General features: G+C 71.2%; 20 protein-coding genes. 11 read left to right on the top strand and 9 right to left on the bottom strand.

Features of this window, described 5'->3' with window-relative positions:
* Positions 1–112 precede the first annotated feature (112 nt).
* A complete protein-coding gene (locus AB3X52_RS06270) occupies positions 113–706 on the bottom strand; it encodes a TetR/AcrR family transcriptional regulator (RefSeq protein WP_367992394.1) in 594 nt (197 codons plus the stop codon).
* Positions 707–791: 85 nt separating this feature from the next.
* Between AB3X52_RS06270 and AB3X52_RS06265 the strand changes: the two genes are divergently transcribed.
* The 4 genes from AB3X52_RS06265 to AB3X52_RS06250 all read left to right on the top strand — a co-directional run bounded on the left by AB3X52_RS06265 (position 792) and on the right by AB3X52_RS06250 (position 3,828).
* Positions 792–1,619, top strand: a complete 828-nt coding sequence (locus AB3X52_RS06265; RefSeq protein WP_367992392.1) for a DODA-type extradiol aromatic ring-opening family dioxygenase — start codon at positions 792–794, stop codon at positions 1,617–1,619.
* 79 nt (positions 1,620–1,698) lie between these two features.
* Positions 1,699–1,965 carry a hypothetical protein gene (locus tag AB3X52_RS06260; protein WP_367992390.1) on the top strand — a complete coding sequence of 89 codons (267 nt, stop codon included), beginning with the start codon at positions 1,699–1,701 and terminating at the stop codon, positions 1,963–1,965.
* A gap of 1 nt (position 1,966) precedes the next feature.
* On the top strand, positions 1,967–2,845 hold the full coding sequence (locus AB3X52_RS06255) for an alpha/beta fold hydrolase (protein WP_367992388.1): 879 nt from the start codon (positions 1,967–1,969) through the stop codon (positions 2,843–2,845).
* The gene (locus AB3X52_RS06250) at positions 2,842–3,828 is read left to right on the top strand and encodes a substrate-binding domain-containing protein (protein ID WP_367992386.1); all 987 of its coding nucleotides are present in this window, start codon (positions 2,842–2,844) and stop codon (positions 3,826–3,828) included. The genes AB3X52_RS06255 and AB3X52_RS06250 overlap by 4 nt, the downstream gene beginning before the upstream one ends.
* Before the next feature lie 328 nt (positions 3,829–4,156).
* On the opposite strand, the gene AB3X52_RS06245 is transcribed toward AB3X52_RS06250, so the two are convergent.
* The gene (locus tag AB3X52_RS06245) at positions 4,157–5,602 is read right to left on the bottom strand and encodes an alpha/beta hydrolase (protein WP_367992384.1); all 1,446 of its coding nucleotides are present in this window, start codon (positions 5,600–5,602) and stop codon (positions 4,157–4,159) included.
* 376 nt (positions 5,603–5,978) lie between these two features.
* On the opposite strand from AB3X52_RS06245, the gene AB3X52_RS06240 reads away from it, so the two are divergent.
* Positions 5,979–7,352 (top strand): hypothetical protein, encoded by a 1,374-nt coding sequence (locus AB3X52_RS06240; RefSeq protein WP_367992382.1) that lies wholly within the window; start codon positions 5,979–5,981, stop codon positions 7,350–7,352.
* A 43-nt stretch (positions 7,353–7,395) separates the two neighbouring features.
* Here the strand turns inward: AB3X52_RS06240 and AB3X52_RS06235 are convergent, their stop codons facing one another.
* The 3 genes from AB3X52_RS06235 to purF all read right to left on the bottom strand — a co-directional run bounded on the left by AB3X52_RS06235 (position 7,396) and on the right by purF (position 10,517).
* On the bottom strand, positions 7,396–7,572 hold the full coding sequence (locus AB3X52_RS06235; RefSeq protein ID WP_367992380.1) for a DUF3073 domain-containing protein: 177 nt from the start codon (positions 7,570–7,572) through the stop codon (positions 7,396–7,398).
* A gap of 184 nt (positions 7,573–7,756) precedes the next feature.
* Positions 7,757–8,812: a phosphoribosylformylglycinamidine cyclo-ligase gene (gene purM / locus AB3X52_RS06230; RefSeq protein WP_367992378.1), complete on the bottom strand. Its 1,056-nt coding sequence runs from the start codon at positions 8,810–8,812 to the stop codon at positions 7,757–7,759.
* Positions 8,813–8,984: 172 nt separating this feature from the next.
* Positions 8,985–10,517 carry an amidophosphoribosyltransferase gene (gene purF, locus AB3X52_RS06225; RefSeq protein WP_367992376.1) on the bottom strand — a complete coding sequence of 511 codons (1,533 nt, stop codon included), beginning with the start codon at positions 10,515–10,517 and terminating at the stop codon, positions 8,985–8,987.
* 106 nt (positions 10,518–10,623) lie between these two features.
* Between purF and AB3X52_RS06220 the strand changes: the two genes are divergently transcribed.
* Complete coding sequence (locus AB3X52_RS06220; RefSeq protein ID WP_367992375.1) at positions 10,624–12,399, top strand: sensor histidine kinase; 1,776 nt, start codon at positions 10,624–10,626, stop codon at positions 12,397–12,399.
* Positions 12,399–14,198 carry a sensor histidine kinase gene (locus tag AB3X52_RS06215; protein WP_367992373.1) on the top strand — a complete coding sequence of 600 codons (1,800 nt, stop codon included), beginning with the start codon at positions 12,399–12,401 and terminating at the stop codon, positions 14,196–14,198. Before AB3X52_RS06220 ends, AB3X52_RS06215 begins: the two co-directional genes overlap by 1 nt.
* A gap of 31 nt (positions 14,199–14,229) precedes the next feature.
* On the opposite strand, the gene AB3X52_RS06210 is transcribed toward AB3X52_RS06215, so the two are convergent.
* Together AB3X52_RS06210 and AB3X52_RS06205 are read right to left on the bottom strand one after the other, a co-directional pair.
* The gene (locus AB3X52_RS06210; protein ID WP_367992371.1) at positions 14,230–15,594 is read right to left on the bottom strand and encodes a dipeptidase; all 1,365 of its coding nucleotides are present in this window, start codon (positions 15,592–15,594) and stop codon (positions 14,230–14,232) included.
* Positions 15,595–15,648: 54 nt separating this feature from the next.
* Positions 15,649–16,032 (bottom strand): sterol carrier family protein, encoded by a 384-nt coding sequence (locus AB3X52_RS06205; RefSeq protein ID WP_367992369.1) that lies wholly within the window; start codon positions 16,030–16,032, stop codon positions 15,649–15,651.
* 94 nt (positions 16,033–16,126) lie between these two features.
* Here AB3X52_RS06205 and AB3X52_RS06200 point away from each other — a divergent pair, with 94 nt between their 5' ends.
* The 4 genes from AB3X52_RS06200 (at position 16,127) to AB3X52_RS06185 (ending at position 19,073) form a co-directional block, all read left to right on the top strand.
* Complete coding sequence (locus AB3X52_RS06200) at positions 16,127–16,693, top strand: hypothetical protein (protein WP_367992367.1); 567 nt, start codon at positions 16,127–16,129, stop codon at positions 16,691–16,693.
* A 52-nt stretch (positions 16,694–16,745) separates the two neighbouring features.
* Positions 16,746–17,789: a hypothetical protein gene (locus AB3X52_RS06195; RefSeq protein WP_367992365.1), complete on the top strand. Its 1,044-nt coding sequence runs from the start codon at positions 16,746–16,748 to the stop codon at positions 17,787–17,789.
* Between the two features lie 79 nt (positions 17,790–17,868).
* A complete protein-coding gene (locus AB3X52_RS06190; protein ID WP_367992363.1) occupies positions 17,869–18,618 on the top strand; it encodes a hypothetical protein in 750 nt (249 codons plus the stop codon).
* Between the two features lie 44 nt (positions 18,619–18,662).
* Positions 18,663–19,073 carry a hypothetical protein gene (locus AB3X52_RS06185; RefSeq protein ID WP_367992361.1) on the top strand — a complete coding sequence of 137 codons (411 nt, stop codon included), beginning with the start codon at positions 18,663–18,665 and terminating at the stop codon, positions 19,071–19,073.
* Positions 19,074–19,119: 46 nt separating this feature from the next.
* On the opposite strand, the gene AB3X52_RS06180 is transcribed toward AB3X52_RS06185, so the two are convergent.
* Positions 19,120–19,662, bottom strand: coding sequence for a Uma2 family endonuclease (locus AB3X52_RS06180; RefSeq protein ID WP_367992359.1), 543 nt, complete (start codon positions 19,660–19,662; stop codon positions 19,120–19,122).
* 132 nt (positions 19,663–19,794) lie between these two features.
* Positions 19,795–22,095 (bottom strand): phosphoribosylformylglycinamidine synthase subunit PurL, encoded by a 2,301-nt coding sequence (gene purL, locus AB3X52_RS06175; RefSeq protein WP_367992357.1) that lies wholly within the window; start codon positions 22,093–22,095, stop codon positions 19,795–19,797.
* Between the last annotated feature and the right edge of the window lie 37 nt (positions 22,096–22,132).

Genomic DNA, 22,132 nt, shown 5'->3' with positions numbered 1-22,132 from the left:
CGACGACGCGAAGGCACACGAGGGCGGCGACGGCTCGCGCAGGCGCGCGCCGCCACAACGAACTCTCGAGTCGGCGCCCGCCCCGCGCGATCAGGCCAAGATCAGGGCGTGATCAGCCGACGAGCAGCGAGTGCCACGAGTCGGTGAGGACGTGCAACGCGGTCTGGCGCGTGACCAGTTCGGTCCACCCGCCGACGTGCGCCCAGCGACGCGAGTAGTACTCCAACTGACCGAAGGCGGCCAGCGCCCGGGCCCGGCGGGTCTCCGGCGCGAACCGGTCGGCGAGCGTGAGCCCCTCGGTGATCTCACCGATCGCACTCTCGTGCCAGCGGTCGACGAGCGCCTGGATCGAGGGCTCCACGTCCGCTGCCTGATTGGCGGCCACGACGTACGGCATCATCTCGGGCCACTGATCGAAGCGCCGGGCGAAGAACGCCTCGATCTTGCCCCGCTCGCCGGAGACGACGACGTCGGTCAGCGTGGGCTTGTCGGTCGAGACGACCAGCTCGTTGACCTCGCCGATCAGCGCCGCGACCAGCTCCGACTTCGAGGAGAAGTGCAGGTAGAACGTCGCTCGGTTGGCGCCGGCGCGCACGGCGATGTCGTCGACCGTCGTGCCGACGTACCCCTTCTCGCCGAACACGGCGAGGGCAGAACGCATCAGCAGGTCCCGGGTCATCTGCTTCTGCGCACTGCGGAGGCTCATGCCGCCAGAATAGGCGCCCGCATACTCACACGACACTGCGTCGTCTCACTTGACGGTGAGGAGGGTCACATGTCACCGTGCACGCATGGGTTCACTCGTCTTCGCCGGCACCACGTCGCACGTCAGCGGCATCGTCCGCGACCCGAGCACCGACTCCGAGCACGGTGCCGCACTGGCCACCGCCTGGGACTCGATGGCCGCCGACATCGCGGCCGCCGACCCCGACGTCGTGGTCCTCGTCGCCCCCGACCACCAGGAGGCCTTCGGCCTGGAGAACCTGCCGATCTTCGCGGTCGGCTCGGCCGAGACCCACCGGGCTATCCGAGAGCACGGCATCCCGGTGGACGACGTCGCCGGCGACCCGAAGGCGGCGCAGGTGCTGCACGCCTCCCTCGTCGCCCAGGAGTTCGACGTCGCGATCGCCCACGAGATGCCGCTCGACCACGGCTTCCTCGTCCCGGTGAAGCGGCTCGGGCTCCAGGAGCGTCACGTCGTCCCGCTCTACGTCAGCTGCAACCAGCCGCCACTCCCCACCCTCAACCGCTGCCGCGCCCTGGGCGTCGCCCTGCGCCGCGCGATCGCGGAGCTGCCCGAGGAGACGACGGTGGCCGTGCTCGGCCTCGGCGCCCTCTCCCACTGGGTGGCCATCCCGCGGATGGGCGAGATCAACGAGGAGTGGGACCAGCGCGTCCTCGGCTGGTTGGAGGACGGCGACCTCGACGCGATCGCGACGATGACCGATGCCGAGATCCTCGACGAGGCCGGCAACGGCGCCCTCGAGATCCGCACCTGGCTGCTGGCCGCCGCCTGTGCCGGCGGGAAGGCCCGCACGCTGGCGTACGCGCCGATGGACAACTGGGTCACCGGCATCGGCATCACCGAGCTCGAGGTGGCAGCGGAGGTGACGGCGTGAGCGAGCGTCAGCGAGCGACCATCGGGGCTCTCACGGCGCCGCGTCCGTATGCTTGCCTCTTCGCGACGGAGGTGGCGGCGTGAGCCTCGTCGCCCTCGGTCACCTCGCCCACGACCTCGACCGGCAGCCGACCGCCAAGCACGAACTGCTGGCGGATCCCGCTGAATTCCTGGCGCGCTACGACCTCACCGACGCCGAGCGCACCGCCGTCATGGCTCTCGACGCCCAGGCACTGGTCGACCTCGGCCTCAACCCGATGCTGATGTGGAACATCCTCGGCGCGGCGGGTGTGGGCCCCAAGGACCTCTACTCGCACACCATCACCATGAAGGAAGCAGGACACTGACATGACACTGTGGACCGATGCGCTGGGCGCACAGATCCGGTATGTCCAGGCGGGCCCGTGGCGAACCCGCGTGCTCGAGGCGGGCGAGGGTGACCGGCACGTCGTCCTGCTCTCGGGCATCACCGGCCACGTCGAGGGATGGACGCGCAACGTGCAGGCCCTGGCCGCGCAGGGCCTGCACGTGTGGGCCATCGACCTCATCGGTCACGGGTTCAGCGACAAGCCGCTCGACGTCGACTACGTCGCGCCGACGTTCGCCCAGCACGTCGTCTGTTTCCTCGACGCGATCGGCGCCGAGAAGGCCGATCTCGTCGGCCAGAGTCTCGGTGGTTGGGTGGCGTTGTACGTCGCCAAGACCCACCCCGAGCGGGTCAACCGTCTCGTGCACGTCACCGGCGCGGGCCTCGGTCTCGACGAGAGCGGCGGCCAGCAGCAGGCGAAGGGCGTGGGCAACAAGGTGGCTGCTGCGACCACCAAGGCCCTCGCCGAGACCACCCGGGAGACGGTGCGCAAGCGCCTGGAGTGGCTCATGCTCGACCCCGCCACCGTCACCGACGAGCTCGTCGAGGTGCGCTACCAGATCTACATGCTCCCCGACTCGAAGGCCGCGATGCCCAAGCTCGTGGAGCAGGCTCCGGGCGAGGAGGGCCACAAGTACCTCCTCTCCGCCGACGATCTCGCCGCGCTGCCGCACGAGACCCTCATCCTCTGGTCGGACCACAACCCGACCACGCCGCCAGAGGTCGGCAAGCGCGCCTCGGAGATCATCCCGAACGCCAGCTTCGACATGATCGCCGACGCGGGCCACTGGCCGATGTTCGAGCAGCCCGAGGCCTTCAACAAGGTCGTCGGCGCCTTCCTCGCCGGGGGCAACCGGTGACGATCCGCCTCACGCTGGCCTGCGAACGCTACGACCGCACCGAGGCGCTGCGCGACGGGCGCGTGCGTCCCGCCGGCGTCGACCTCACCTACCTCCCGCAGCAGGTGGAGGAGACCTTCTTCCGGATGGCTCGCTTCCGGGAGTTCGACGCCTCGGAGATGTCGCTGTCCAGCTACGCCCTCGGTGTGGCCCGGGGCGACTCCCCCTTCGTGGCGATCCCGGTCTTCCCCTCCCGCTTCTTCCGCCACTCCGGCATCTACGTGCGCTCGGGCTCGTCGGTCACGCATCCCTCCGAGCTCAAGGGTGGCGTGGTCGGCGTCGCCGAGTGGCAGCTGACGGCGAACGTCTGGATCCGGGGCATCCTCGAGGACGTCTACGATCTCCCGGCCGACGCGGTGTCCTACCGCACCGGCGGGCTGCTCGAGCCCGGTCGACCGGAGAAGCTCAAGGTCGACCTCCAGGGCCGCTTCGACGTCACGCCGATCGAGGACACCCAGACCCTCTCGGCCATGCTCGCGGCAGGTGAGATCGACGCGATCTACAGCCCGCGCGCACCCGAGGGGTTCGAGCCGGGTGGCCCGATCCGGCGCCTCTTCGCGGACTCCCGCGCAGCCGAGGTCGACTACTTCCGCGAGACCGGCATCTTCCCCACGATGCACGTGGTGGCGATCCGCCGCGACGTCTACGAGGAGAACCGCTGGGTCGCCCGCTCGCTGTTCAATGCCTTCGCCGAGGCGAAGCGGCTCGCCGAGGAGAACTTCGAGGAGACCGCGGCGCTGCGCGTCATGCTGCCGTGGTACCTCGACGAGGCTGCCGCCACCCGCGAGCTGATGGGCGACGACTTCTGGTCCTACGGCCTCGAGCCCAACCGTCACGTGCTCGAGACGTTCCTGCGCTACCACCACCAGCAGGGACTCTCGGCCCAGGAGCTCAAGCCCGAGGAGCTCTTCGCCCCCGAGACGCTCGAAACCACGCTCGTCTGACCAGCACCGCCAAGACCGCGCCCCACCGTCGACTCCACGGCGGTGGGGCGTTCGTCGTCCGTCGCGGGCCACCCGCAGGGCGGGTCCTTCGCCCCATCCCCGGATAGCCCGACGAGGTAGACGGCAGCCCGTTCGGGGGAACCTGACCCCAGACGGCAGCGCACCACGGGTCAGCCGTTCTTTACTTGTCCTGTCCCTCGGCGGACCTGGCGCGCGGCCTCCTCGTCGTACCCCTCCCTCGGGCCTCGTCGGCACGGCTGCCCTCACAGCCGCGACATCTCAGGCCGGACGAGGAGGCGCGCGCCACGCGGCGCCGACCATCTGGTCCTCAGCGGGTCGCCAGCGTCGCGTCCGTGATCACGTGGCGGAGCTGGCCGAGGCGGTCGGACCTGCTCGCACCGACCGGCGCCTTCTGCGCCGAGGCGGCCGTCACCGGCGTGGGAGTCGGCGGCGGAACAGGGTCACACTTCAGGTCGGACCGGTTGTTGCCGGGCAGCCGCTTGGGCAGCGCCCCGGTGAGCAGGTAGCTCGCGATCGTGTCGTCGGTGCAGGCGACGCCGGAGAGCGAGCCCGCGTGCGTCGTACCTCCGACGCCCTCGATCAACCTCGCCCCCGGGAACCGCTTGCGGACCTCGATGGCGCCCGACCACGGCGTCGCCGCGTCGTTGGTCTCCTCGATGAGCAGGATCGGCGGCGCGTGCTTGCCGCTGACGGTGACCGGACGGCTCGGCTTGGCAGGCCAACTCAGGCACGGCGCGTTGTACCACGTGTTGTTCCATGCAAGGAAGGGCGCGTACGACGCGATCCGGGTGGCGTCACGCTGCTGCGTCCGCCAGCCCGGCCACGCCGCATCCGTGCACTCGACGGCCATGTAGGTGGCGTAGGTGTTGTCCGAGCCCGGGCCGGTCGGGTCGCCGTACCACTCCTTCGCCGGGCCGAGGTCCCCCTTCTCCGCTGCCGCGAGGATATGGGCGAAGTCGTCCCAGTAGTAGACGTAGTAGGCGGCGCCGACGAAGACGTCGTTCCAGTCCGACGCGCTGAGGTTCGGATCGGGGTCGTCGGTCAGCTGGTCGAGCGTGTCGTCGTAGATCCGCCGGACCGCCTTGCCGTCGGTGCCGAGGTGGTACGACGCATCGTTGTCGGCGACCCAGTCGAAGAAGGTGTCGATATTGGGATCGAACTGCCTCTCCTGCGCCAGGTTGCCCTCATACCACACATCGCGTGGGTCGACGACGCCGTCGAAGACGAAGCGCCGGACCCGGTCCGGGTGCAGCGTCGCATAGACCTGACCGAGGTAGGTGCCGTAGGAGAACCCGTAGTAGTTGATCTTCCGCGCGCCGAGCGCCTTGCGGATGCTCTCCATGTCGTTGACCCAGTCGGTGGTCTTGTCGTGCTGCAGCAGCCGGCGTGCAGTGGTACCGCAGTCGGCGGCGTACCGGGCGGCCTTCGTCAGCCAGTAGCGCGTGATGCCGGGGCCGGGCTCGTAGGGCTTGCGGGTGCCCGCGGCGAAGTAGTCCGGGTCGCAGGCCAGCGACGGCACGCTGCTGCCGACCCCGCGCGGGTCGAAGCCGATCCAGTCGTAGGGGTCGCCACCACCGTTCGGGACGTAGGCGCCGAGCCGCGACAGCGTGAGCCCGGAGCCGCCGGGGCCACCCGGGTTGACCAGCATCGGACCCTGGGCGTCGGCGTCCGAGGTCTTGTGCGCGATCCGCGAGACGGCGAGCTGGATCGTGGTGCCGTGGGGCTTCGTGTAGTCGAGCGGCACGGTGAGCATCCCGCACTCCGCGCCCGCAGCCTGAAGGCTCGCGGAAGAGCAGGCGCCCCAGTGGATCGGCGGCGGGGTGTAGGCGGGGGCGGGCCTGTGCTGGGACCGCGGGTGAGCGGCCTTGTGGTGCGTCGGGGACTGGTGTGTCGCGGACTGGTGTGGAGCGGACTTGGCCTGAGCGGGCGCAGCATGAGCGCCCGCCGTGGCGAAGCCCGAGCCGACCACGGCCACCGCCGCGATCAGGCCGAGAGACTTCCGCATCGAGGAACCTCCGAGTAGTTCTCCTGGGGCCGATCGGCCCCTGCAGCCTCACTCAACACGCCCGGCACGCGGCCTGGGAAGCCCCAGGTCGGGGAGATCCCGCTCCTTTGGGCAGACTGGCCCGGTGGACCCGTCGCCGCAGGTGCTCTCCGCCCGCTTCGAGACCGCCCGCCTCCTCCGTCCCGTCGACCTCGTCGCGCCCGGCCTCGTCCAGGTGTCCCTCGACCTCCCGGGCGGCTCGTCGACGACCCCGTGCCCGCAGCCGGCGCCGAGCGCGGCCGTGGAGGCCCGCTGCGACGGTCCGGCGCGCCTGGCCTGGGAATCGGGCATGGTCGCCCTCACCGGCGCGTACGACGGCCGTACGACGTTCCTGGAGGTGACCGTCGATGGGAAGACGCGTCGGCACCGCAGCCGACGCCTCGGCCGCCCGGCCGGACCGGTCGCGCGGCTCGCGCTCACTCTCACGGGCACGCACCTGACCCTCTTCACCACCGCCGGCGGCGAGGACACCTGGACGGCGCGCGCCCGGGTCGACCTGGCCGGCATCGTGGACACGCGCGACGCCACCTGGCTCGCCGGTCTGCACGTGTCCCACCAGGGGTCCGTGGCGGACCTTCGTGCAGGCGCGTTCGGCCAGCTCGGGCTGCGCGATCTGCGGCTCGTGACCTGGGCCGACGGGACGCCGTACCTCCTCGACGACGGGCGGCCGCTCCTCACCGCGACCAGCGCCGGGCCGGGCTTCTTCGACACCGCCCACACCTCGGTCTGGGAGCTCGACACCGAGACGATCACGCTGCGCCACCGCGCCGACCTGTTCTTCCGGCGGGGCGGGCAGGTGTACGCCGACCACGCGACACACCTGCTCCGCGACGGCGAGGAGTGGTTGGTCGCGACAAGCACCTGGGGCGACTTCGACCGTGGCCGGGCGGACGCGAGCGTCGAGGTGACGCTCGCCCGCAGCCGCGTGGACCTGCTCGTCGGCCGTCACGTGCTCGACAGCGACCCGCTGCCGCTCCCCACGACCGGACTGGCCTCGGTGGGCGTCTGGGACCCGCACCTCGTCCGGACGGACGAGGGCTGGCTCGTCGGCTACGTCAGCGCACGCCGGTTCTTCGACTTCCACCCCGTGCTCGCCAGCGGCCCGTCATTGGACTCGCTGACGCTGCGGGCAGCGGCCACGGACCGTCGTGCCACCGAGGGCACGACGCTCACGCGGCTCGCTCCCACACGCACCGGAGCACGGCCCGAATGGGCCGTGCTCGCCAGTGACGGCCGCGACAACCCCCGAGGGTCGCGCGCGGCGTACCCCGTCTTCGACCTCGACCTACGGCAGACCGGCGAACTCGCCGCGCCGTACCCCTCGAACATCCCGTGGCCCACCTTGGTGCCCGCCGGCGAGCAGTGGCTGCTCGTCGGCTTCGACGGCGAGGCGTACGGCGGCAGCCTGCTCGGCTACGGCACGCACGGCTCGGTGGTGGTGTCGAGGAGTGTCGAGTGACTCACCTGGTGCCGCGGGTCAGGAAGGGTGACCCGCGGCGGTGTCAGTCGCGCGAACGGGCCTCGTAGTCCGACCACTCGTCGTAGTCGTCCTGCGGTTCGGTGTCGTCACTCTCGCCGTGCAGCTCCTTCGCGAGCGCTCCGAAGTCCGTCTCGTGGGTACGGTACTTCAGGTCGCGCGCGACCTTCGTCTGCTTGGCTTTCGCTCGGCCGCGCCCCATAGGGTCCAGCCCCCTCGCACACTTGGCCGGGAAGAATCCCGGGCTGACTCAAAGGTTTCTCGTGGGGACAACGCTACCTGTTGGAAACCCGATCTGGCACACCCGGGTGTCGAAAATGCGTTCGCGCGCCGCGAACGTAACGGACCTCACATCCGCGGGCGCACGCATTTCACCCGGAGACGCCTCACCAGCCCGGGTGGGTCCCCACCAGCTCGACCGTGCCGCCGGGCGTGGCGGTGACCTCGCCGGCCGCCCAGGAACGGATGCCGTAGCCCTCCAGGACCCTCACGGCGGCGTCGACGTCCTCGGGGTCGAGGAGCGCCACCATGCCGACCCCGCAGTTGAGGGTCATCTCGAGATCGGCGAGGGCGATGTCGCCCGTACGCCGGACCAGGTCGAAGATCGGCTGAGGCGTCCAGGTGGCCCGGTCGATCGTCGCGGAGAGCTTCTCCGGCATCACCCGCTCGAGGTTGGCCGCGAGCCCGCCACCGGTCACGTGGGACATCGCATGGGTCCGGGTCGCGCGCGCCAGCTCGAGGCAGGCCTTGGCATAGATCCGAGTCGGGACGAGGAGCTCCTCGCCGAGGGTGCGGCCCAGCTCGTCGATGTGGGCGTCGAGCGCGAGACCACCCTGCTGGAGCAGGACGTGGCGCACGAGGGAGTAGCCGTTGGAGTGCAGGCCCGAGGCCTCCATCGCGAGGACGACGTCGCCCTCGCGGACCAGCTCGGCGCCGAGCAGCTCCGACGCCTCGACCACACCGGTGGTGGAGCCGGCGACGTCGTACTCGTCTGGACCGAGCAGACCCGGATGCTCCGCGGTCTCGCCGCCGATCAGCGCGCAGCCGGCCTCGACGCAGGCCTCGGCGATGCCCTTGACGATCGCCGCGATCCGTTCGGGCACGACCTTGCCGGTCGCGATGTAGTCGGTCACGAAGAGCGGCTCGGCACCGCAGACCACGAGGTCGTCGACGAGCATGCCGACCAGGTCGAAGCCGATCGTGTCGTGCTTGTCGAGAGCCTGCGCGATCGCGACCTTGGTGCCGACGCCGTCGGCGGAGGTGGCGAGCAGCGGTCGCTCGTAGGCCTTGAACGCCGAGGCGTCGAACAGGCCGGCGAAGCCGCCGATCCCGCCGAGCATCTCTGGTCGCCGCGACTTCTCGATCCAGACCTTCATCAGGTCGACGGCGCGGTCTCCCGCATGGATGTCGACTCCCGCGGCGGCGTACGCGTTCTCCACCACTACCAACTCCTGATGTCTCGAACTCGGCTGGCCGGCAGCGTGGCGCCCGCCGCGAAGCGGCCCGGGCGAAGCCCGGTTGCGACACGCTCGGCCAATTATGCAGGCCGGCAGCGTGGCGCCCGCCGCGAAGCGGCCCGGGCGAAGCCCGGTTGCGACACGCTCGGCCAATTAACTAGGGATTGTTGAGGACCGGGAGGGCCTTGCCGACGGTCGGCGACTGCAGGCTGACCTCGAGGAGGTGCTTGCCGAGCAGGCTCTCGTCGGGGAGCTGCACGGGGTATTCCCCCGTGAAGCAGGCGGTGCACAGCGCGGAGCGCTCCTGCTTGGTCGCCGCGATCATGCCCTCGAGCGAGATGTAGCCGAGCGAGTCGGCGCCGACCGAGTTGGCGATCTCATCGACGTCGAGCCCGTTGGCGATCAGCTCCGCGCGCGTGGCGAAGTCGATGCCGTAGAAGCACGGCCACTTCACCGGCGGACTGGAGATCCGCACGTGGACCTCCGCAGCACCGGCCTCGCGCAGCATCCGGATCTGAGCGCGCTGGGTGTTGCCCCGCACGATCGAGTCGTCGACCACGACGATCCGCTTGCCGCGGATGACGTGCTCGAGGGCGTTGAGCTTGAGCCGGATGCCGAGCTGGCGCAGCGTCTGGCTGGGCTGGATGAAGGTCCGGCCGACGTAGGAGTTCTTCACGAACCCTTGGCCGAACGGGATGCCGCTCTCCTCGGCGTAGCCGGTGGCGGCCGGCGTCCCCGACTCGGGGACGGGGATGACGAGGTCGGCCTCGACGGGGAACTCGCGGGCCAGCTGACGGCCCATCTCGACCCGCGCCTCGTGGACATTGCGGCCGGCGATGGTGGCGTCAGGACGCGCGAGGTAGACGTATTCGAAGACACAGCCCTTGCGCTCCGGCTCCGCGAAACGGTGGGTGCGCAGACCGGACTCGTCGATGGCGACCATCTCGCCCGGCTCGATCTCGCGGACGACGCTCGCCCCGACGGTCGCCAGGGCGGAGTCCTCCGACGCGACGACCCAGCCACGCTCCAGCCGGCCGAGGACCAGCGGGCGGATCCCCTGCGGGTCGCGGGCGGCGTACAAGGTGTCCTCGTTGATCCAGACCAGCGAGAAGGCGCCCTTGACCTGCGGCAGCAGCTCGAGCGCCCTCTGCTCCAGGGAGCTGTCGGGGTGGTGCGCCAGCAGCTCGGTGAGCAGGGAGGTGTCGTTCGTCGAGACCGGGTTGGACCGTCCGCCGGTGTGCTCCGGCAGCTCGGCGGCCCAGTCACGCAGTTCGTGGACGTTGATGAGGTTGCCGTTGTGGCCGAGCGCGACCGACCCCTCACCGGTGGGGTGGAAGATCGGCTGGGCGTTCTCCCAGACGCTCGCGCCCGTCGTGGAGTAGCGGGCGTGGCCGACGGCGAGATGGCCATGGAGCGAGTCGAGCGTCGCCTCGTCGAAGACCTGCGACACCAGGCCCATGTCCTTGTAGACCAGGATCTGGCGGCCGTTGCTGACGGCGATGCCGGCCGACTCCTGACCGCGGTGCTGGAGCGCGTAGAGACCGAAGTAGGTCAGCTTGGCGACGTCCTCGCCCGGCGCCCATACTCCGAACACCCCACAGTGGTCCTGTGGACCCTGGTCGTGGGGGTCGAGCGCTGCAGTGAGCCGTCCGTCGCCCCGGCGCCTACCAGAGCTGGTGAGGTTGACCACGGATCCAGTCTACGGGCGCGCCGACGGATCGGACGAAACGTCGCTCCACGGCCGTTCATGCCTCAGGCTGGGGACACCGCACGACCGCCGTCCCTCCGAAAGAGCCATGACCGACCAGACCAGCGCGCCGTCCGCGGCCCCGCTGCCGCTCACCGACGACGTCACCCTGTCCTCCTTCCAGCTCGTCGCCGACGCGGTCACCGAGCTCGCCGGCTTCGGCGTCGCTGTGATCAACGTCATGGCCGACGACGGGCTCCTCCACACCCTGGTCGTCGCCGGGAGCGAGACCGCCCGCGCCGAACTGCTCGGCACGACCAGCCGGCTCGACCTGCTCGCGCGCGAGCTCGACCGGTCCGACGACTGGGGCCTGTTCCGGTTCGTGCCGGCGGAGCGGGTCGGCGAGGACGAGCAGCCGTGGGGCTGGGTGCCCGACGTCTCCCCGAGCGACGACGCGGACGCCTGGCACGCCCTCGACCTGCTCATCGCGCCGTTGCTCGACGGCGACGGCGTCCTTCGCGCGACGCTGGCGCTCGACCTGCCGGCGAACGGTCGACGGCCCAGCCCCGAGGATCGGCCCGCACTGACGAGGTACGCCGATCACGCGGCCCGCATCATCCTGGCCACCCTCGAGCGCGAGCGCCTGCGCGAGGAGGTCCGGCTCCGCAGCCTCACCCGGGAGATCGTGCAGCAGGCAGCCGGCCGGTCCACCCCCCAAGGCGCCCTGCAGTCGACCGCCGACGCGCTCGTGCGCGACTTCGACCTGCTCGGTGTCTGGCTCTGGCTCCTCGGCGACGGTGGCCAGCGACACGTGACCGCCGCGGTCGCCGGCGTCTCCCTCACCTGGGACGCGAGCGTGCGACCCTACGTCGAGCGCGCCGCTCGGCGACTGTGGGCCAGGCAGCAGTTCGGCATCCTCGGCCAGACCGAGGCCGTGAACGCGGAGGGTACGCCGGAGGAGCTCACCCACCTCCGCAGCGTGCTCGCCGCCCACGGCGTCGAGTCGTCTCTCTACGCGCCGGTCGGCGCCAGGCACGTCCCGTTGGGGATGCTCTATCTCTACCGCGGCCCGGAGGGTGCGCCGTGGAGCGAGGCGGAGTGCCGTGCCGTCCAGGAGATGGGCCACGACCTCGGGACGATGATCGAGACCGCCCAGGAGCTGCGCCGCGAGCACCGGGTCGCGCGCGACCTGCAGGAGCTCGATCACGCCCGCAGCCGGCTCACCGCCACCGTCTCCCACGAGCTCAAGAGCCCGCTCATGGCCGTGCGTGCCAACGTCGAGCTCCTCGAGGAGGCGCCCGGTGACCCCGAGCTCCACGAGCACGCCCTCTCGGCCGTCGCGCGAGGGACGGAGCGGCTGCAGCGGCTCGTCGACGGGCTGCGGCGGTTCTCCCGGCTGGGCGACCCCCGCGAGGCACGGGTACGCCGTCTTGTCGACCTCGCGGCCGTGACCGAGCAGGCGGTCGCGCTCTCCGCGGCGACCGCGACGCACCGAGGCGTCGCCCTCTCCCACCATCGGGCCGCGGCCGTCGTCCTCGGCGATCCCGACGAGCTCGACCAGGTCGTGCTCAACCTCGTCGACAACGCGGTCAAGTACACGCCTCGCGGCGGCCAGGTCCTGGTCACGACGGCCCGGCACGGCCATGACGTCGAGCTCTCGGTGAGCGACACCGGCATCGGCATCAGCGAGGAGGACCAGGCGCGGCTCTTCACCGAGTTCTTCCGCTCCACCGACAACGCCGCCCGCCTCGAGCCTGGCACCGGCCTCGGGTTGTCGATCGTCGACCGCATCGTGCGCGCCCACGACGGCCGGATCGACGTCGAGTCGGCGCTCGGCGTCGGCAGCACCTTCCGCGTGACGCTTCCCGCCTTCGAGGACGCCTGATGCCCTGGCGTGACGCCTGGCGCCCGTCGCCGGACACGGGCGACCGTCGTACGTTCCAGCTCATCGCACTCGGGCTGACCCAGCTGGTCGGGTTCGGTGCGGCGATCGTGAGTGTCGTCCGCGGCGACGAGCTGGAGGTGGTCGCCGTCGCCGCGGAGCGGGCCGATTCGGCCGGTGATCCCGAGGGCGGGCTGGGCGGTGACGACGAGCAGATCGGTGTCCGCTGGCCCGTCGCCGTCCTCGACGAGGCGCTCGCGACCGGCGAGCGCTGGGGCCGGTTCTGCTTCGTCCCCCACCGGGCGGATCCCCAGGCCGGCGCGTCACACGGCGCGCCGGCCAGCGGCACGGCCAGCGACCCGGCCAGCGGCACGGCCAGCGACCCGGCCACCGACACGGCCGGCGGTGGACACCTCTGGCACCCGGGCGACCTGCTGGTCTCGCCGGTGTATGACGGCGACGGCGTCCTGCGGGGAGCGGTCATGCTCGACGACCCGGTCGGCGGCCGACGCCCGAGCGGAGCGCGGCTCCGCTTGATGGACAAGTACGCCGCCCAGGCGGAGCGGGTCATCGTCACCGCGCTCGAGCGGGAGCGTCTGGCGGCGCAGACGCGGCTGCTCGACGCCGCGCGCCTCGTCGTGCGTCAGGCGTCGCGGGAGCGGTCGCTCGACGCGGTGCTGCGGGAGACCGGAGAGACGCTGCGTGAGGCCTTCGGCGCCGCTGCGCTCTGGACGCGGGTGTTCGCGACGGGCGACGAGGCGCCCGAGGTCGTGCAGTACTTCGCCGACGGCGACCTCCGCCGCGACCTCCGCCTGGCCGAGATCGGCGAGCGAACGGCGCGCCGGTTGTGGGAGCTCGACGACGCCGCGGTGATCAGCCTCGCCACGACGTCGAACCCGGCCCTTCCGCAGGTGGACGTGGACTACGTGCGCGGGTTCCTCGAGCGCGGGGAGTACTCCGCCGTTCTCTGTGCGCCGCTCGGCGCCGGTCCCGAGTGCCTCGGGTCGCTGGCGATCCTGCGACCGGTCGACGCAGCGCGCTTCCGCGGCCTCGAGATCGCCGCCGCCCGCGACATCGGTCGTGACCTCGGACGCCTCCTGCTCACCGCCCGGACCTTCCAGGAGGAGCAGCGCCTCGTCGCCCGCCTGCGCGAGCTGGACGCCTACAAGTCCCAGCTCGTCGCCCGGATGGCGGACGAGCTGTCAACGCCGCTGAAGGCGATCGTCCACTGCGTCGACGAGCTGCGTACGTCGAACGCGACCGACCCGGCGCTCGTCCGCGAGCTGCGCGAGCGGTCGGACCGCATGGCGCGCCTCGTCGACGACCTGCTCCTCCTCGCGCGGGTCACCGACCGGCCGCTCGACGGCACCGCCCTCGACCTCGCAGCAGCGGTCGCCGACGTAGCCAACCGGCTCGAGGGCGACGGCAGGATCCTCCCCGGACGGCTCGACCTCGCGCTCGCGCCCGCGACGATCACGGGCGATGACGCGGCCCTCGAGCGGCTGGTGACGACGATGCTCGAGACCGCCATCGCCTTCTCCGACGGCGCCCCGGCCCGGGTCGCGGTCCGGCCGCGCACCGGCGAGGTGGAGCTCGTGGTGACCGCCGGAGGAGGCGACACCGACCAGCTCCGGGGACTGCTGCTCCGCTATTTCGGCGTCACCGATCCGCGTGTCCTGGATCGCCCCGGCACGGGCATCGGGCTCACCCTCGTCGACGCCATCGTCCGCCAGCACGGCGGTCGGATCACCGTCACGACGGGTCCCGACGCCGGGTTGTGCGTCACGTTCCCGGCCCGCTGAGCCTGGACCGGCCTGAGCGGGCCGGGACGGCTCAGAGCCGGCCGAGCTCTGCGAGCATCAGCGCCTCGGCCGCGACGACCCGCTCGAACTCCGCGAGGTGGAGGCCCTCGTTGGCGCCGTGAGCGCGGGTGTCGGGATCCTCGACACCGGTCACCAGCACGCTGGCCTGCGGGAACGCCTCGAGGAACTCCGCGATGAACGGGATGGAGCCGCCGACGCCCATGTCGATCGGCGCCGTGCCGTCCCACGCCGCCGTGAAGGCCGCACGCGCCGCGTCGTACGCCGGACCGCTCGCCTCGATCTGGGTGGCCTCGCCGGTGTCGACGACGGTCGTGGTGAGCGTGGCGCCCCACGGGACGTGCTTCTCGAGATGTTCCTGGAGCCGGGCGACGGCGTTGCCCGTGGTGTCGCCCGGGGCGATCCGCATCGAGATCCGGCAGGAGGCCGACGGGACGAGCGTGTTCGACGCACCGGCGACCTTGGGAGCGTCCAGTCCCGTGATCGAGAGCGACGGCTTCGTCCACAGCCGCTCGACGGTGGAGCCGGAGCCGATCCACTCGATGCCGGGGGCGGCGCCCGACTCGGCGCGGAGCCGCTCCTCGGGATAGTCCACGTCGGCGGCCGGGCCGCTGTGGAGACCGGCGACGGCGACGTTGCCCTCGTCGTCGTGGAGGGTGCTGATCACCCGGGAGAGCGTCATCAACGCGTCGGGGACCAGACCGCCCCACATGCCGGAGTGGACGGCGTGGGTGAGGGTGCGGACCTCGACGTCCATCCGCACGAGGCCGCGCAGGCTGGTGGTGAGCGCCGGCACGCCGATGTCCCAGTTGCCGGAGTCGGCGATCACGATGACGTCGGCGGCGAGCCGGTCCTGGTAGGTCCTCAACAGCGCGGGCAGCGTCTCGGAGCCGACCTCCTCCTCCCCCTCGATGAAGAGCCGCAGCGTGACCGGGAGCTCGTCGTCCTCGGCGAGCCCGGCGAGAACGCGCACCGCGCCGACGTGGCCGGCGATCCCGGCCTTGTCGTCGGCGGCACCGCGGCCGTAGAGCCGCTCACCGCGCTCCGTGGGCTCGAACGGCGGGGTGTCCCAGTCGGCGTGGTCGTTCTCCGGCTGGACGTCGTGGTGGGCGTAGAGCAGGACGACCGGAGCGCCCTCCGGTCCCTTCCGCTCCCCGATCACCGCCGGCGGCGCACCGTCGTGGGCGCGCACGATCTCGACCTCGAACCCCTCGGCCGCGAACAGCTCCGCGGTCTTCGCCGCGCTCCTCTCGACCTCACCCAGGCGGGCGGGGTCGGCGCTCACCGACTCGATGCGGACGAGGTCCTCGAGGTCGCGGCGGATGCCGGGAAGCAGCTCGGTGACCTTGGCGCGGATCTCGGCGATCGAGGAAGTCATGGTGGCGAGGTTAATCCGGGGTTCGGCGCCTCGGTACGCCGGGCCAAAGAGCGCTCAGCGGCCCGCGCCGTCGGGCGGCCGGAGGAGCGGCAGGTACGGCGTCAGGTCGGTGCGCTCGCCCGAGGCCGAGACCCGGCCCTGCGCGACGGCCTCGGCCCAGGCCAGCTCGCCGGTCGCGACGGCGATCCAGGTGGTCGCGTCCGTCTCGACGACCGCGGGCGGGGTCCCCCTGGTGTGCCGTACGCCCTCGATGCACTGGACCGCGGCGTACGGCGGGACGCGCACCTCCACGCTCCTCCCGGGCGCGCGCTGCTCGAGCAGCGCCAGATAGTGCTTGGTGAGCAGCCGCAGGTCGGCCCGCTCCCCTCGACCGGCACGCACGCGCGCGAGCGCGTCGGCGACCTCGGCGGCGGGCGCGGTCCTCAGGCGAGCGGTCACGACGACCAGCCTAGAAGGATGCCCTCGAAGCCACCGCTCCGCCCGGGTCGGTCCCTGTCATAGGGTCGAGCCCATCTCGGCTCGAGGAGAACCCGTGGAGAAGCCCAGCACCAGCAAGCCCGTGCGGCCCAGGATCGACCTCACCAACCCTGGCAAGGGTCCACTGATCGCCGCGATCATCCTGATCCTGATCGGCGGCGCGATCCCCATCGCGCGCTACGTCGACACCAGCACCGGCCACAAGACCGTGACCGCGACGGTCGACAAGGTCTCCTCGGACCCGGGTCGGCGGATGTCGCGCCGCGGGAAGGACGTCGAGTTCACGCTGCCGGACGGCACCACCGGGTCGACGTACCTCACCAAGCGAGCGAACTACCCCGACCCGGGCGACAGGATCGAGCTCTACCGCGACGGCGACTACTGGCGGAGCACGGAGGAGTTCGGCTGGGGCTCGGCGGTCGGCGGCGCGCTCGCCGTGCTCGTCGGCCTCCTCATGATCGTCGGGTGGTTCAAGATGCGGTCCGCGCACCGACGGGCGACCGAGCCCGATCCTGCCCTTGCCGAGCCCGACCCGGTGCGGCTCGCCGCGGAGCGTGACGTCCGCGAGTCACATGGACGAGGCGAGGCGCGCGGGGCGGCGGACCGCGACTCGGAGGTTTAGCCCGACGGTCCTCGCGGCAGGATGGCGGCATCCCGTCCGAAAGGTCACACCCGTGAACGACTTCCGAGTCGACCCCGACAGCCTGGTCGCTGCCAGCAGGCTCGCGCAGCGACAGCACGGCCACATCGCCGACGTGTCCACCTACATCCAGACCGCCTGCAGCAAGACCGGCGCCTTCACCGGAGTGATGAACCTCTTCCAGGGCAGCTACGAGTCGGCGCTCAACACGGCCACCCAGGGGATGGACGACTCGATGGCGGTCGCCCACAAGGCGAAGAGATCGTTCCGGCTCGCCGCGACGGCCTACCGCGACCATGACCGCGAGGCCTACGAGAAGGCGCGCAAGGCCCTCGGCCCGCTCGGCAAGCTCAACCCCTACACCCCGGTCGGCAGCGGCGTGACGACTCCCGGCGGCCCCACCGAGGACCCGCTGCAGCCGCCGAAGGCCGACGACGACTCGCCGTTCCAGATCAAGAACGTCCTCAAGCTGCCCGAGCCGGACCTGCCCTGGGCGGTCGACGGCGTCAAGGACACCGCATCCGACGCCGTCGACAACGCCTTGCCGGACTCCGACGCCCCCGACGCCCCCGCCTGGACGGATCCGGCTGGGACGGTGAAGGACCACGTGACCGACACGGTGCTCTCCAACCTCAAGCGCCACGAATACCTCGCGCTCCGCCACAGCGGGCTGAGCCACGAGGACGCCATGAAGCAGCTCTTCCCCGACGCTGACACCCGTGCCAACGCGCTCGAGGACCTGCGCACCAGTCAGGACTCGGTGCGCAACTACCGCGACGTCTACGACCAGCGCATCGCCGCCGGCGACGACCCGGCCACCGCGACCCGGCACGCTCAGGACGCGGCCGACACGACCCGGCACTACGCCGACGAGGACCGCCGCCAGCGGACGAACGTCGATCACCACGCCGCCAATGCGAAGGGGGCGTACGACGCCGCCACGACGGCCGTGGACAACGTGAACCAGACGATCGACTCGGTCGACAACATCATCGACAACGTGAAGGACGCCGAGCGCTACCGCGACTACCAGGACGGCGACCACGACCGCGACGCCGAGGAGTGGGCAGGCCGATGAACCACCCGATGAACCACCCCAATCGGTTCTTCGTCTCCCCCGCTCCGCTCCTCCGCCGAACAACCGATCGGGGACCCCGATGAGTGCGATCACCGAGCTCTACGACCCGGGCTACCACGTCAACGGTGGCACCCCACCCGGGACGATGGGCGAGACGATGGAGAAGCTGAAGAGCGACTGCGGCTGGATCATCGACGGCATCGACTGGGTCATCACGAAGTTCTGGCACACCAGTCTTCGCGAGGCGATCATCACCAAGCTCGCCGGTGACTTCAACGCGATGTCCTCGATGCAGACCGCGTGGAGCGACGTGGCCCTCGCGCTGCAGGAGCTGTCCGAGAACTACGGCGGCCTCTCCGGGCAGCTGCCGGCCGTCTGGGAGGGCCAGGGTGGGGAGACCGCAGTCAGCCGGATGGACGACATCCGCGACATGCACGCCGACCAGGCCGAGGCGGCCGGCCTCATCCACGACCAGCTCGGCAACCTGATCGACGTCTCGGTCGCCGCCGCCGAGGTCGTGGTCGGCGCGCTGCACCTCATCAACGACATCGCTCAAGAGCTCATCTCCGACGCCGCCGTCCCGTTGGTCGGCTGGGGGAAGGCGCTCCTGACGGGGGCGGGCAAGGTCAAGCGCGCGATCTCCCTGATCCACAAGTGCCTGGAGGCGATCGAGAAGATCACCACGGCGATCAAGATCGCACTCAAGGGCTTGACGTGGTTCAACGCCGGGATGACCGTCCTCAACTCGTTGCTGAAGATGGGCGAGGTCGGCACCGCCGGCTACGACGGCAGCAGCGTCGACCGCACCGCCGAGGCAGGATTCGGCTGACCGCCGCCCCGACGCAACCACCTCTCGACCGACAGGAGACGCCGATGGCCCGCAACCCCGGGATCCGAGCGGCCCGTGAGGCCACCCGACGTGAGACGCAGGACCTGATCGCCACGCTCCGGCGCGAACGCGACGACCTGCAGCGGCAGCGTGAGGCCTACCGTCGCCAGAAGGCCGCACGGGACGCCGAGCGGGCGGAGGAGCGACGACGCGGCGACCACGGTCCCGACCTCCAGGCCGTGCAGCGCCGGATCGACGCTGGGCAGACCACCTGGGACGACGTCGTCGCGGGACGCGACGACCACCCCTCCGCCCAGGCGGTCCGGGCCAACGTCACCCAGAACCTCGACCAGCTGAGCCGTCATCTCGCCGACGACCCGGACTTCGTCCGCGACGCGGACGCCCTCCGCGATCTCAACGACCAGATCGACCGGGACAGCCACCGCGGCCGCTGACCCGACGGGGCGACCCGACGGGGCGGGTCTCCCGGCGCGATCGCGATCAGTCGTCCAGCAACCGCCGCGGCGTGATCTCGACTCGGAACGGCCGCTCGAGGACCAGCGTCTCCTCGCCGACCGCCTCGCCGGCCTCGACGTAGCGCCCGTCGACGAGCTCCCAGGCCGCGACCGACGGCTCGTCGGGATCGGCGAACCAGACGTGCTGGACGCCGAACTGCTCGAACCAGCTGAACTTGCGGATCAGGTCGCGGCTCCGGATGCTCGACGAGAGGATCTCGACCGCCAGGAGCGGTGGCTCCTCGAAACCTCGAGGCAGGAACAGCTCGCGGCGGGCAACGAGCAGGTCGGGCTCGAGGATGGTCCGGTCGCTGATGTGGACGTCGATCGGCGCATAGCGCACCCTCATCTCCGCGGGTGCGGCGGCGCACAAGGCGAGGAACAGCCCGGCGGACATGTCCTGATGGGCCATGCTCGGCATCTGCATCTCGACCAGCTCACCGTCGAGCAGCTCGGTCTTGCACCGATGCTCGGGCAGCTTCTCCCAGTCGGCCCTCGTGAGCGAGCGGTCCGGCGCGGTGGTCGTCATGAACGTCATGGTAGGTCTCCTTCTCGGTGATGAAGACCAGCGCAGCGGCCCGCACCGACGACGTACGACGGCCGCCCGCGCGCCTGTGGAGACAGGCGGCACGAGCGGCCGCTGTGGACGAAGAGCGGCGCGTCAGGCCAACGCGTTGCGCAGCGTGGACCGCCAGGCGTCGGCGAGCTGGTCGAGCGGGATCTCGAAGGAGCCTCCCTCGAAGGCGACGGCGTACGACGACCCGCCGGTGGTGCCGAGCTCGGTGACGGGCACCCCGTGGCGCTCCGCGAGCGCGACCAGGCGCGACGCCTCGCTCGCGGCGATCGTGACCACCGCGCGGGCCGTCGACTCGGCGAACAGCGCGACGAAGGCGTCGCCCGGGAGGGTGACCGAGACACCGATGCCCGAGACCATGGCCGGCTCGGCGAGCGCCTGCATGAGACCCCCGTCGGAGACGTCGTGGGCGGAGCTCACGAGGGTGCGGGCCTCGTGGAGCAGCTCGGCGAGCGCCTTCTCGGCCGCGAGATCGACCTTCGGCGGAAGCCCGCCGAGGTGGCCGTGGACGACATGGGCCCACTCCGAGCCGGAGAGCTCCTCGCGGGTCTCACCGAGCAGCAGGATCGTCTCGCCCTCCGCCTGGAAGGTCGACGGGACGCGCTGCGTGACGTCCTCGATCACGCCCAGCGTCGCGACGACCGGCGTCGGCAGGATCGCGAGATCACCGGTCTGGTTGTAGAGCGACACATTGCCGCCGGTGACCGGGACGCCGAGCTCGAGGCAGGCATCCTTGAGGCCGCGGCAGGCCTCGGCGAACTGCCACATGACGTCGGGGTCCTCCGGGGAGCCGAAGTTGAGGCAGTCGGAGATCGCGAGCGGGATCGCACCGCCGGTCGCCACGTTGCGGTAGCTCTCCGAGAGGGCGAGCTGGGCGCCGGCGTACGGGTCGAGCTTGGCGAACCGCCCATTGGCGTCGGTCGCGACCGCGACCCCGAGGTTGGTCGACTCGTCGACGCGGATCATGCCGCTGTCGGCGGGCTGGGAGAGGACGGTGTTGCCGCGGACGTAGCGGTCGTACTGGTCGGTGATCCAGGACTTGTCGCACAGGTTCGGCGAGGCGACCAGCGCGAGGACCGTCTCGTGGAGCTCGTCGGCCGTCACCGGACGCGGGAGCTTCTCGGCGACGTCCGCCTGAAGGGCGTCCTGCCAGGCCGGACGGGCGAACGGTCGCTCGTAGACGGGACCCTCGTGGGCCACCGTCCGCGGGTCGACGTCGACGACGGTCTCGCCGTGCCAGTCGACGCGCAGCCTCTTGTCCTCGGTGACGACACCGATGACGGCGGCCTCCACGTCCCACTTGGCGCAGATCTCCATGAAGGTCGCCTCGTCCTCCGGGGCGATGACGGCCATCATCCGCTCCTGGCTCTCGCTCATGAGGATCTCCTCGGGCGCGAGCGTGGAGTCGCGCAGCGGCACGCGCTCCAGGTGGACGTGCATGCCGCCGTCGCCGGCCGCGGCCAGCTCGGAGGTGGCGCAGGAGATGCCGGCCGCGCCGAAGTCCTGGATGCCGCGGACGATCCCGGCAGCGAAGAGCTCGAGGGTGCACTCGATGAGGAGCTTCTCCATGAACGGGTCGCCGACCTGCACCGAGGGGCGCTTGGCCGGGCCATCCTCGTCGAACTCGACCGAGGCGAGGATCGAGGCGCCACCGATGCCGTCGCCGCCGGTGCGCGCGCCGTACATGATGACGAGGTTGCCCTCCCCGGACGCCTTGGCCAGGTGGAGGTCCTCGTGGCGAAGCACCCCCACGCAGAGCGCGTTGACGAGCGGGTTGCCGAGGTAGGTCTCGTCGAAGACCGCCTCGCCACCGATGTTGGGCAGGCCGAGGCAGTTGCCGTAGCCACCGACGCCGGCCACGATCCCGGGCAGCACCCGGTGGGTGTCGTCGGCGTCGAGCGGGCCGAAGCGGAGCGGGTCCATGACGGCGACCGGGCGGGCGCCCATCGCCAGGATGTCGCGAACGATCCCGCCGACCCCGGTCGCGGCGCCCTGGTAGGGCTCGACGTACGACGGGTGGTTGTGGGACTCGATCTTGAACGTGACGGCGTAGCCCTGACCGACGTCGATGACGCCGGCGTTCTCCCCGATGCCGGCCAGCATCTTGCCGGCCTTGGTCGCCTGGGGGATCTGACCGAACTGCTTGAGGTGGACCTTCGAGCTCTTGTAGGAGCAGTGCTCCGACCACATGACGGAATACATCGCGAGCTCCGAGGAGGTCGGCCGACGGCCGAGGATCTCCTTGATGCGGAGGTACTCGTCCTCCTTGAGTCCCAGCTCAGCCCACGGCTGCTCGCGGTCGGGGTCGCCGGCGGCGTGGTGGACGGTGTCCAGCGCGGGCAGGTCGGCGGAGGTGGTGGGGGCAGCGGACGAGGAGCTCGCGGTCACACGCCCAATCTAACGGTCCGGGCGCCCCTTCACCGAG

Source organism: Nocardioides eburneus (assembly GCF_040838215.1).
GTDB classification, from domain to species: Bacteria; Actinomycetota; Actinomycetes; order Propionibacteriales; family Nocardioidaceae; genus Nocardioides; species Nocardioides eburneus.
This window is presented reverse-complemented; position numbering and strand designations above follow the sequence as displayed.